This is a genomic window from Pseudomonas sp. NFACC45 (genome assembly GCF_900113505.1).
Classification (GTDB): domain Bacteria; phylum Pseudomonadota; class Gammaproteobacteria; order Pseudomonadales; family Pseudomonadaceae; genus Aquipseudomonas; species Aquipseudomonas tehranensis.
In genome coordinates, this window is the sequence record NZ_FOPO01000007.1 from 326083 (window position 1) to 337666 (window position 11584).

Sequence of the window (11584 nt, forward strand, 5' to 3'; positions counted from 1 at the left end):
GGCGAATACCCGGCATGGCTTCAGGATGCCAAGAGATGGTCATTGGGTAACCTGTCAGATCTGACAGGTCGACGGGCCTGCCGATGAACGGCTGCGCGGTAGGAGCTGACGAGTGCAGCGAGGCTGCGATCTTTTGATCTTTCGCTTCAGACTCAATCAATAAGGCAAAGATCGCAGCCTCGTTGCACTCGACAGCTCCTACAGGTGGGGGGGCAAAACTGCGCAAAAAAAAAGGCCGGTGGGTTTGTCGCCCACCGGCCTTTTTTATGGCGTCAACCTGCGAGTTACTGCACTTCCACCGCCAGGCTGTCGCTGATTTTCTTCTGCCAGATCGCTGGACCTGTGATGTGTACCGACTCGCCTTTGCTATCGACCGCCACGGTCACCGGCATGTCCTTGACCTCGAACTCGTAGATCGCTTCCATCCCCAGTTCGGCGAACGCCAGGACCTTGGACTTTTTGATCGCCTGAGCCACCAGGTAAGCGGCGCCGCCGACGGCCATCAGGTAGACCGCCTTGTTGTCCCTGATCGCTTCGATGGCGGTCGGGCCGCGCTCGGATTTGCCGATCATGCCCAGCAGGCCGGTCTGCTCGAGGATCTGGCGGGTGAACTTGTCCATCCGCGTGGCGGTGGTCGGGCCGGCGGGGCCTACCACTTCGTCGCCTACCGGATCGACCGGGCCGACGTAGTAGATGAAGCGACCCTTGAGGTCCACTGGCAAGGTTTCACCCTTGTTCAGCATTTCGACCATGCGCTTGTGCGCCGCGTCGCGACCGGTGAGCATCTTGCCGTTGAGCAGGACGGTTTCGCCCGGCTTCCAGCTCTGCACGTCTTCAGGTGTCAGGGTGTCGAGGTTCACCCGGCGCGCCGACGGGCCGGCTTCCCAGACGATTTCCGGGTAGGCGTCCAGCGGTGGCGCTTCCAGCGACGCCGGGCCGGTGCCGTCCAGCACGAAGTGGGCGTGGCGGGTGGCGGCGCAGTTGGGGATCATGCACACCGGCAGGGAGGCGGCGTGGGTCGGGTAGTCCATGATCTTCACGTCGAGCACGGTGGTCAGGCCACCCAGGCCCTGGGCGCCGATGCCCAGTTGGTTGACCTTCTCGAACAGCTCCAGGCGCATCTCTTCGATGCGGTTCTGCGGGCCGCGGGCCTTGAGTTCGTGAATGTCGATGGATTCCATCAACACTTCCTTGGCCATGACTGCGGCTTTCTCGGCGGTGCCGCCGATGCCGATGCCGAGCATGCCCGGTGGACACCAGCCGGCGCCCATGGTCGGTACGGTTTTCAAGACCCAGTCGACGATGGAGTCGGATGGGTTGAGCATGGCCATCTTCGATTTGTTCTCGGAACCGCCACCCTTGGCCGCCACGTCCACTTCCACGGTGTTACCCGGGACGATGGAGTAATGGATGACGGCCGGGGTGTTGTCCTTGGTGTTTTTACGCGCACCTGCCGGGTCGGCGAGGATGGAGGCGCGCAGGACGTTTTCCGGCAGGTTGTAGGCGCGACGCACGCCCTCGTTGATCATGTCGTCCAGGCTCATGGTCGCGCCATCCCAACGCACGTCCATGCCCACGCGCACGAACACGGTCACGATGCCAGTGTCCTGGCAGATCGGCCGATGGCCGGTGGCGCACATGCGCGAGTTGATCAGGATCTGCGCCATGGAGTCACGGGCCGCCGGCGATTCTTCGCGCAGATAGGCCTCATGCATCGCCTGGATGAAATCCACGGGGTGGTAATAGGAAATGAACTGCAGGGCGTCGGCAACGCTCTGAATCAGGTCATCTTGCTTGATCACGGTCATGAGTCGCGCTCCTCTCTAAAGACGGGAACATTCAGTAAGGTACCGCCCGCTTGGGTGCATCGGTCGACGGACGGCACCTCTTAAGGCACGCCGGGCATGCTGGCGCGACGCTAAAAAGGCGCGGCAGTATATCGCAGGCAGGCACCCTGTGGGAGCGAGCTGCCTTTGTGGCGAGGGGATTTATCTGTGGCGAGGGGATTTATCCCCGCTGGGCTGCGCAGCAGTCCCATAACCAGGCAACTCGGTGTGTCAGGCCGATCTCGTTCGACTGTTTTGGGGTCGCTTCGCAGCCAAACGGGGATAAATCCCCTCGCCACAGATAAATTAAATCCCCTCGCCACAGATCAATCCCATCACCACAAGGTCCCTTTAGCATCAAACAACTGCGTCAATCTGGGCCATTGCTTTGACGCCATTTTTCTGCTCCAGAATTGAATGGTCATTTGCCCTGCACGCCACTAAAGTGGCGTCTGGCCTGTAGCGTAGGACGCCTCCTGTCAGTTCCTTTCCCATGGTGAGTCAACGATTGACCCATAACGCCATTCAACGTCTTTTGCTGAAACGCTTCGCCTTGGCGGCCGCGACTTACGCGCTGGCACTGGTGTTGTTGTGGTTGGCATATTTCAGTGGTCATTACCTCGATTCGTTGCGCGATGTCATCATCGGCAGCGTGTTGGTGGTGTTGTGCCAGGCAGGGCTGTTCGCGCTGTTTATCACCGACCGCAATCTGCGGTTCGCCGACCCCAGTCTTACGGAAATACAGGTACTGATCGGCCTGGGCTGGCAGACCTGGATGATGACGCATCTGGACCAGGCTCGCGGCGTGTTCCTGGTGTTCTATGTGCTGATCCTGCTGTTCGGCCTGTTCCACTTGTCCCGGCGGGCCTTTGTGCGCTGCGCGATGCTGGTGTTTTTCAGCTTCACCGCCATTACCCTCTGGGACGGTTACTTCTTCAGGCTTCCCGACCCCACGCTGGCCGCGTTGCAGGTGTGCGTGCTGTTTATCGTGCTGGTGTGGCTGGTGCTCTATGCCAGTTACGTACAGAACTCGCGCCAACGCATGCGTCAGCGGCGGTTTGCCTTGCAGGCGCATCAGGACACCCTGCGCGGCATGATGCGTCAGCTCGAAGATCTGGTGGCCACCGATGAACTGACCGGCTTGTTCAACCGCCGACACTTCCTGCGCCTGGCGTCCCGTGAGCTCAATACCCTCCGGCCCAGTGTTGCCCATGGCCTGGCCTTGATCGACCTCGACCATTTCAAACGCATCAATGACCTGCACGGCCACGCCGCCGGTGATCAGGTGCTTCAGGCATTCGCCGGCGTCGCCACGGCCTGCCTGCGCGAAGGTGACGTCCTGGCCCGTTACGGTGGCGAAGAGTTCGTCATGCTGCTGCCGGCCTGCGACCCCTCGCGGCTGACGGCCTGTTGCGAGCGGCTGCGGTTGGCATTTACTGAAGTCGAGTTGATCGGCTTGCAGGTCGGCTCCCTCAGCCTGTCAGTGGGCATGACAATGCTGGAGACGGGTGACGATCTGGACAACGCGTTGCAGCGTGCTGACCAAGCCTTGTACCGTGCCAAGCGAGACGGCCGCAATCGGTGCGCCGCCGCCTGGGAGAACGTCGATGCCTGAAGTAAAAGTCGCCGACCGGCAGTGGACGGTGGCGGCGGGCAGCAATCTGCTGGACACGTTGAATCAGGGCGGCGTGGCCGTACCCTACAGTTGTCGCGCCGGCAGCTGCCATGCGTGTCTGGTGCAGTGCGTGAACGGTGACGTGCGCGACAGTCGGCCCGATGCCTTGAGCCCCGCGCAGCGCCAGCAAGGCTGGCGGCTGGCGTGTCAGTGCCAGGTGATCGAGGATGTGCAGATCCACACCTTTGACCCGCAACGCGACGGCCGTGCCGCCCAGGTGACGGCAGCGGATTGGCTGAGTCCCGACGTGCTGCGCTTGCGCATTATTCCTGAGCGGGCGCTGCGTTATCGGGCGGGCCAGCACCTGGTGTTGTGGGCCGGTGATGTCGCCCGACCGTATTCCCTGGCGAGTCTGCCCGAAGAAGACCGCTTCCTGGAGTTTCACCTCGATTGCCGCGAGCCCGGCCAGTTCGTCGATGCGGCGCGACAGATGAAAGCGGGCGACCCGATTTTTCTCGGTGAGTTGCGCGGCGGTGCCCTGCATTACGATCCCGAGTGGCACGATAAGCCGCTCTGGCTACTGGCGGCCGGCACCGGCCTGGCACCGTTGTTCGGGCTTTTGCGCTCAGCCCTGCATCAGCATCACCAAGGCACGATTCGTCTTATTCACGTGGCCCATGATGCCGCCGGGCACTATCTGGCCAAACCCCTGGCAGCGCTGGCGGCCAAGCATCAACACCTCACCGTGGAGCTGCTGACCACGGCCGAGGCGCCGTCTGCGTTGGCGCAACTGCGGCTTGTTTCCCGGCAAACCCAGGCCTTACTCTGCGGCCATCCCGACCGGGTCGAGGCCTTTGCCAAGCGCCTCTACCTGGCTGGCCTGCCGCGTAATCAACTGCTGGCCGATGTCTTCCTGACCCGTGGTTGAGCGCTGATCTTCAGACGCGAGACCGACCATGACCGACACCCTGCTGCTTGAACGCGAACGCGGCCTGTTGACCCTGCGCCTCAATCGCCCGGAAAAGAAAAACGCCCTGACCCGGGCCATGTACAGCCAGTTGGCCCAAGCTTTGGCGATGGCTGACGTCGACCCGCAGATCAGCGCGGTGCTGATCTGCGGTTCCCATGACTGCTTCACCGCCGGCAACGATATCGTCGACTTTCTCGAACAGCCGCCGGCCGATCTCGACAACCCGGTATTCGAGTTCATGCTCAGCCTGCTCGATTGCCGCAAACCGGTGATCGCCGCGGTGGCCGGGCCGGCGGTGGGCATCGGCACCACGTTGCTGTTGCATTGTGACCTGGTCTACGTCAGCCGGGACGCGCGGCTGCGAATGCCGTTCGTCAGCCTGGGGTTGTGTCCGGAATTCGGCTCCAGCCTGATCCTGCCGAGGCTGCTCGGCCAGGCCAGGGCCGCGCAGTTGCTGCTGTTGGGCGAGGGCTTGAGCGGCGAACAGGCGGCAGCCTGGGGCATCGCCACCGAGGCGCTGGACAGTGGCGAGGCGGCGTTGGCCAAGGCGCGGGACGTGGCACTGAGTTTCGAATCGCTGCCGGCTGAAGCGGTGCGCATCAGCAAACAACTGATGAAGGCCCCGGACCGGGAACAACTGCGTGTCGTGATCGAAGAGGAGGGTAGGCTATTCACCCAGCGACTGCGCTCGCCCGAGGCGTTAGAGGCGTTGTCGGGGTTTATCAACCGGCACTAGTTTTGTAGTGCATGGGCTGGCGCAATCGCGAGCAGGCTCGCTCCCACAAGGAGTGGTGTTGAACACATTGGCCATGAACACCACAGATCCCTGTGGGAGCGGGCTTGCTCGCGAAGGCGTCGGCACATTCAACACGGGTGCAAGCTGATCCACCACTTTTCGCGAGCAGGCTCGCTCCCACAAAGGAGTGGTGTTGAACACATTAGCCATGAACACCACAGATCCCCTGTGGGAGCGAGCCTGCTCGCGATTGCGCCAGCCCAGGCAACACCTTTTTCAGGCGGCAAAACCCAAAAGCCCCGCCATTCACATGGCGGGGCTTTTGTTTTTCAGCGGCCGGTCATTCAGACCATCGGGTCGCCAACGTGCAGGATTTTCATCCCGTTGGTGCCGCCGATGGTGTGGTAGCTGTCGCCCTTGGTCAGGATGACCCAGTCGCCGGTTTGCACCACGCCGCGCTTGACCAGTTCGTCCACCGCAGCCTGGCTGACTTCGCCCGGTTGCAGGGCGGCCGGGTCGAACGGCACGGTGTAGACGCCACGGAACATGGCGGCGCGAGCCTGGGTTTCGCGGTGCGGGGAAAACGCGTAGATCGGCACCGAGGAGCGGATGCGCGACATGATCAGCGGCGTGTAGCCACTTTCGGTCAGGGCGATGATCGCCTTCACGCCCGGGAAGTGGTTGGCGGTGTACATCGTCGCCAGGGCGATGCTCTCGTCACAGCGCTCGAAGGTCTTGCCGATGCGGTGGCTGGAGGTCTTGCTGGTGGGGTGCTTTTCCGCACCGATGCAGATGCGTGCCATGGCCTGCACCGCTTCGAGCGGGTAGAGGCCGGCGGCGCTTTCGGCCGAGAGCATCACGGCGTCGGTGTAGTCGAGCACGGCGTTGGCTACGTCGGACACTTCGGCGCGGGTCGGCATCGGGTTCTGGATCATCGACTCCATCATCTGGGTCGCGACGATCACCGCTTTGTTGTGGCGGCGCGCGTGCAGAATGATCTTCTTCTGGATGCCCACCAGCTCGGCGTCGCCGATTTCCACGCCCAGGTCGCCACGGGCCACCATTACTGCGTCGGAGGCTTTGATCAGGCCATCCAGGGTTTCGTCGTCGGCCACGGCTTCGGCGCGTTCGATCTTGGCCACCAGCCAGGCGGTGCCGCCGGCTTCGTCACGCAGTTGACGGGCGTATTCCATATCAGCCGCGTCGCGGGGGAAGGACACGGCCAGGTAGTCGACTTCCATTTCTGCGGCCAGCTTGATGTCAGCCTTGTCTTTTTCAGTCAGGGCCGGGGCTGTCAGGCCGCCGCCGCGCCGGTTGATACCTTTGTGGTCCGACAGCGGGCCGCCGATGGTTACGGTGCAGTTCAGTTCGGTGGCGGTGGCGGTGTCGACGCGCATCACCACGCGACCGTCGTCGAGCAGCAGCTCGTCGCCCACGCCGCAATCCTTGACCAGGTCCGGGTAGTCGATACCGACCACTTGCTGGTTGCCTTCGGTCAGCGGGTGGCTGGTGGAGAAGGTGAAAGTGTCACCAATCTTCAACTCGATGCGCTTGTTGGCGAATTTGGCGATACGGATCTTCGGGCCTTGCAGGTCACCCAGCAGGGCGACAAAACGGCCATGCTTGGCAGCGAGGTCGCGTACCAGCTTGGCGCGAGCCTTGTGCTCTTCGGGGGTGCCGTGGGAGAAATTCAGACGGGCAACGTCCAGGCCAGCCAGAATCAGCTGTTCGAGAACTTCCGGCGAGTTACTGGCCGGGCCAAGGGTAGCGACGATTTTGGTGCGACGGACGGACATGCAAGACTCCTCAGGTTCAAGCGCCAGCGAAGGCTACTATGCTCTTTGGGTGTAGTCATTGTTCATGTGCACTACTTTTTCGTTTGTTTTTCGAAATGAACATTCTTGAAAATTTTTGCGCCTGCGCCAGGGCTCATCTATTCCCGTAGGAGCTGCCGAAGGCTGCGATCTTTTGATCTTGATCTTGATCTTGATCTTGATCTTGATCTTGATCTTGATCTTGATCTTGATCTTGATCTTTGGCTTGAAATTCAACTGGCTTCAGGAAAGATCGCAGCCTTCGGCAGCTCCTACAGAGGCGTGCGGCGATCATGGGATTTGTTTGAAGTTTTTCCCAACCAGGTCGATACAAAGCTCAAGACAGGAGAACCTCCCATGCGATTCGTGCTTTTTATTGCCCTGGCCCTGAGCATCACGGGCTGCACCCGTTGGTCGATGAACCATCATATGAACCTGGCCTACAAGGCCTACGAGCGGGGCAATTGCGAGCAGGTGATGCTCGAGCTGTCCAAGGTCGACCGCGCCAGCCGGGCCCGGCGCTACATGCAGCCGGAAGTCTCGATGATGCGTGGCCAGTGCCTGGAACGGCAGAAGCTGTTTGTCGATGCAGCGCAAACCTACCAGTTCCTCTTGACCCAATACCCTAACAGCGAATACGCCTTCCGCGCCCGTGCCCGCCTCGAAACCTTGCAGAGCCTGGGCCATTATCCGCTGCGCAGCGCCCCGGCGATCCGCCCCACCGCGTTCTGATACCGTCCGTCAAGGCAATGGCCAGGGGCAATCCCGGGCCATTTCTACCTTGTACCATGGCGCTTGATGAAACTGTCGCCCCGGACTGGCTGCCGCCAAACCCTGAGCTATATTTGTACAAATATGATTAGAGCCAGGTCTCTAATTTCAAGAGGCACCTGTGACCGGCAGAAGTAGGGCCAACGCGCTTGCAAGCGTCTGGCACCGGGATCGGGGAGAGCGGGCCCGTTCATGCCCGTTCCGAAGTATCCGGTAGCCCCTGTACGGGGTGGTTCAAAAAGCGATACAGGACATGTACAAAAAGAGGCGAATCGAGCGGCATCAATTGCCGTATTTCCTGCGTGTGTTCAACGGTATGAACGACAGGCCCATCGGTTTTTTGGGCAACGTCTCGGCAGATGGGCTGATGCTGATCAGCCATTTGCCGCTGATGGTCGGCGCGGACTTCAATCTGCACCTCAAGATCCCTGCCGATGAGGGACCGCAGTTGGACATCGAATTAAAGGCCAGTTGCCTCTGGTGTCATGAGGACGTGACCCCGCAGCATTTCGACGCCGGTTTCAGCCTCAAGTGGGCGCCGCCGGAATACGGGCAACTGGTGAGTGCGCTGCAGCAGTATTTCAGTTTTCATCCGTTGCCAGAGTCGGCTTGAGGCCATCTCTGCGAGAGAGCCAGGGCGCAACGCCTGGCTCTTGCGGGTGTACTCAATCCATTGTGGGAGCGGGCTTGCTCGCGAAGGCGTCGGCACATTCAGCATTGATGTCTGCTGACCCACCGTCATCGCGAGCGGGCTCGCTCCCACAGGTCCTTCATGATCTTGAGTCATTCAGTCGCCTGAGCCCTCAGCGCTGAACCTTCGCTTCGTTATCCAGCAACTTCTCCAGCAACAACACCCCCATCTCGCCCATCTGGTGAATTGCCAGGGCCAGGTTGCGCGGGGCGCCTTCCAGGTCTTCGGATAAATCCAGAATCAGCGTGCTCACTGAGCAGAAGGTTTCGTAGGTGTGCGCCAGCATGCCTTCGGGGTCGGCGTCGGGGGCGACGATGAAGTAATCCAGTTGTCTTGCGGGTTTTTCTGGGGTGTCGGGCTTGAGGTAGTGGTCCAGGGCTTTCTGGGCGGCTTTGTCGAGTTTTCTCGCGTCGAGGGGATTGTGCGGGGGATTTGGTGTGGCTTTGAACATTGGTGATCTTCCCTTCAATAGGTGCCTTGACCTCTTCGCGACTAAACGAAGGGTGGCGGCTGTACGCAGGTTAGTCGACCGGGGAAGTGTCACCAAAAACCGGCGCGCCGAAGCGCCCTGCGCACAGCCACCATAAGCACAGGAGTAGGGAGCCTGGCTGATGGAGGCGCAATGCACCTTGATGACATACCGCGGGCGACTAAACCCGATCGCTGGTTATCAGCGACACGAATCAAGTTACGGGGCAAGGCCAAGGTGCACAAGCCGGCGGATTCTGGCGGATCTGTAGTCCGTTGCGCAAGGCGCTGTAGTCAGTCAGGCATCTGCTTACGCCATGACCTGCCGCTCGTCGGCACTGTCGGACCTGACAGGTGTTTGAGTAGGCCAATTTATTATTAACTGACTCAAATAGGTGTATTGGTGAAGTTGCTGGAAATACACTTTTTTATTCTGACTAATTATTGAGTGATTGGATGATGGATGATGACTCTGCCGAGAAAAACGGAACAAACAAAGTGGATGGCGAGGAGGAAATAAACAACGCCAGTACCACTGGCTCCAAAGATATTTCTTTTCCTGAAGGTTTGACTGGGACTGTGTTTCTGGAAGCTGGGAGTGGGGCTGTATGGTCGAACTTTCAGGCGACGTATGAGTGGTCTGCAGATGGCAAGTCGTTTAAGTTGAATAATCCAAGTTACAGTGCGAACAATAATGGTCGTAGGAAAGGTAATGTCCGTATAAAATTAGTGTCGGCAGGCGATACGGATTACGTCGAGCTGACGAATGATGATGCCATTCAAGATGGGAAATGGCACCAGCTTAACAAGACTCCAATCGTGGCAGGGAATAGTAGGTTGGCAACGGTGTATTACAAATATACATATGATACGAGCGCCGGCGATCCTCATATCTATGCTAATGCAACGTATTCTTACACTTCGCCGCCGCCACCACCTCCACCTACACCATCTATTACAGGTCCATCGGGTGATATTCCTCACCAACCATACTTCGATGCTGTGGGTACCGGCGGTGTTTCTGGTGGCAGTATCCGGATTATGAATGTTGATAACGACGCAGTGATGGGGATAGCAAATATCGAGCCTGATGGGAGTTGGACGGCCAGGTGTCACATGGTAAGTATTGATAGTGCAACTTATCACGCTATCCAACAGGTCAATGCAGTCGATTCCGGTCACTCGAACCAAAAAACTGTTTCTAAAGTTAGAATGACTCTTGATGCGCCCAACTCGGGCTCAATAGTATCCAGTCGAGAAGCTATCTTCAGAGGCACCGGGTACCCTGGAACTTCTGTTGTGGTAGTTCGAATTCTCGACCAGTCTGATCATCTAACGAATACTGTTCAGGTGAAGCAAGATAAAACATGGGAGGCTCCACTCAAAGAGACTGTGCGCAGTGGACTTGTATCCGCTCAGGCTCAGTATCGATTTGAAAGTGGGCCCACCGACGTTACCTGGTGGAACACTTTCACGATTGTAGGGCCGCCAGATATTTCTGGGCCTACGACTGATCAGGAAATGAGCTTTACCGTCTCTGGAACAGGAGGAATGGCGGGAGCAACCAAAGTTGCAGTGAAAATTGATCTGAAAGGTACGCTGGTGGGTGATGGCCCCGTAGATGCGCACGGGGGCTGGAGCGCAGAGGTGCAAGTGCCGGCAGGACCGGTTTCTCTGGTGGCCGAGCAAACCTATCAAAATGTCACGTCGGGACTGAGCGCTGCTCGAGCCTTCAGAGTCCGCCCCCCCAAGCTGACCGCCGTCACCGTCACCACCCCGACCGACACTTCAGTGAAGTTCGAAGGCAGCGGCTACACCGGTGCAACCGTGCAGATCACGGTCGTCAGCGGCCCCAGCGTCACAGCGCCAGCCCCTGCGTCGGTGAATGGAGGCCGCTGGAACACAACCGCGACAAACTGGCCATTTGGCTCGTACAGCCTGAGGGCTATCCAGCGGTTTCCTGACGGCAACAATGGCTGGATTGATTCGCAGCCATACACATTCCCCGTCAACCTGATCCTTCCCGACCCGACCGATATCACCTACACAGCGGTCTACCGGCCCGTGTTCTCGGGTAAAGGTTTCAACGGTGCGACGGTGATGCTGTTTAACCCCGGTGGTGAGTCGAAGGCGGCCCCGGATGCCCGGGTGTCCTCCGGTCAATGGCAGAGCACGGCATCAGAGGTGTGGGGGCCGACATTCAAACGGGAAGTCCATATCAAGCAATATTTGAACGGGGTACCGTCGCCGGAATGGATCAAACTTGAGGTCACCATCCCACCTCAGGCACCCGTCATGGACGCGCCCGTGGAAAATGGCCTCTCGCCCAACCTCAGCGGCACCTGCTGGCCAGGGGCTGTGCTGACACTCACGTTCAGTGACAGCCCCACTGAACACCCCGTCAACAATGACAACGGCACTTGGAGATTCCGGCGCGACGAGCCGTTTGCACCGGAGATCACTCACACCGCGACCCTGATCCAGACCGCCGCCCAGCAACCCTCGCCGGAGGCGCAAAGGACATTCACGGTTGCCATGCCGATGCGCAAACCGGTGATCACACAGCCCACTCCCAATGCCGACGTCGGTCGCGTGCTGACCGTGCGCGGGCGTGACGGCATGGCCGAGGCGTCGATGCAGGTGCGTGATGCGCAATTCCAAACGGACCTGGGCGAGCCCAAAGTGCTGACCGC

General features: G+C 59.6%; 8 protein-coding genes and 1 pseudogene. 6 read left to right on the plus strand and 3 right to left on the minus strand.

The genetic code is table 11. The features are described 5' to 3' along the window. Nucleotides 1–284: 284 nt before the first annotated feature. Nucleotides 285–1808: a fumarate hydratase gene (locus tag BM132_RS15585; protein ID WP_047227110.1), complete on the minus strand. Its 1524-nt coding sequence runs from the start codon at nt 1806–1808 to the stop codon at nt 285–287. 526 nt (nt 1809–2334) lie between these two features. Between BM132_RS15585 and BM132_RS15590 the strand changes: the two genes are divergently transcribed. From BM132_RS15590 to BM132_RS15600, 3 genes are read left to right on the plus strand one after another with little or no spacing between them, the layout of a single operon-like run. Continuing rightward, nucleotides 2335–3441, plus strand: coding sequence for a GGDEF domain-containing protein (locus BM132_RS15590; protein ID WP_092456544.1), 1107 nt, complete (start codon nt 2335–2337; stop codon nt 3439–3441). Then, nucleotides 3434–4369, plus strand: coding sequence for an iron-sulfur-binding ferredoxin reductase (locus tag BM132_RS15595; RefSeq protein WP_092456510.1), 936 nt, complete (start codon nt 3434–3436; stop codon nt 4367–4369). The genes BM132_RS15590 and BM132_RS15595 overlap by 8 nt, the downstream gene beginning before the upstream one ends. 28 nt (nt 4370–4397) lie before the next feature. Continuing rightward, a complete protein-coding gene (locus tag BM132_RS15600) occupies nt 4398–5147 on the plus strand; it encodes an enoyl-CoA hydratase-related protein (RefSeq protein WP_092456513.1) in 750 nt (249 codons plus the stop codon). Nucleotides 5148–5491: 344 nt separating this feature from the next. Here the strand turns inward: BM132_RS15600 and pyk are convergent, their stop codons facing one another. Next, nucleotides 5492–6943: a pyruvate kinase gene (gene pyk / locus BM132_RS15605; RefSeq protein WP_092393429.1), complete on the minus strand. Its 1452-nt coding sequence runs from the start codon at nt 6941–6943 to the stop codon at nt 5492–5494. Nucleotides 6944–7318: 375 nt separating this feature from the next. On the opposite strand from pyk, the gene BM132_RS15615 reads away from it, so the two are divergent. Together BM132_RS15615 and BM132_RS15620 are read left to right on the plus strand one after the other, a co-directional pair. After that, nucleotides 7319–7693 carry a tetratricopeptide repeat protein gene (locus BM132_RS15615; protein ID WP_092393426.1) on the plus strand — a complete coding sequence of 125 codons (375 nt, stop codon included), beginning with the start codon at nt 7319–7321 and terminating at the stop codon, nt 7691–7693. Between the two features lie 292 nt (nt 7694–7985). Further along, nucleotides 7986–8345: a PilZ domain-containing protein gene (locus BM132_RS15620; protein WP_092393423.1), complete on the plus strand. Its 360-nt coding sequence runs from the start codon at nt 7986–7988 to the stop codon at nt 8343–8345. 190 nt (nt 8346–8535) lie between these two features. On the opposite strand, the gene BM132_RS15625 is transcribed toward BM132_RS15620, so the two are convergent. Next, nucleotides 8536–8874 (minus strand): DUF6124 family protein, encoded by a 339-nt coding sequence (locus tag BM132_RS15625; protein WP_092456520.1) that lies wholly within the window; start codon nt 8872–8874, stop codon nt 8536–8538. Between the two features lie 473 nt (nt 8875–9347). Between BM132_RS15625 and BM132_RS28475 the strand changes: the two are divergent. Further along, nucleotides 9348–11584, plus strand: a pseudogene (locus BM132_RS28475) (hypothetical protein); the annotation flags it as partial.

Coding starts and splice junctions, on each gene's coding strand:
- BM132_RS15585 (WP_047227110.1), bottom strand. CDS start 1,808: ATGACCGTGATCAAGCAAGATGACCTGATTCAGAGCGTTGCCGACGCC.
- BM132_RS15595 (WP_092456510.1), top strand. CDS start 3,434: ATGCCTGAAGTAAAAGTCGCCGACCGGCAGTGGACGGTGGCGGCGGGC.
- BM132_RS15600 (WP_092456513.1), top strand. CDS start 4,398: ATGACCGACACCCTGCTGCTTGAACGCGAACGCGGCCTGTTGACCCTG.
- pyk (WP_092393429.1), bottom strand. CDS start 6,943: ATGTCCGTCCGTCGCACCAAAATCGTCGCTACCCTTGGCCCGGCCAGT.
- BM132_RS15615 (WP_092393426.1), top strand. CDS start 7,319: ATGCGATTCGTGCTTTTTATTGCCCTGGCCCTGAGCATCACGGGCTGC.
- BM132_RS15620 (WP_092393423.1), top strand. CDS start 7,986: ATGTACAAAAAGAGGCGAATCGAGCGGCATCAATTGCCGTATTTCCTG.
- BM132_RS15625 (WP_092456520.1), bottom strand. CDS start 8,874: ATGTTCAAAGCCACACCAAATCCCCCGCACAATCCCCTCGACGCGAGA.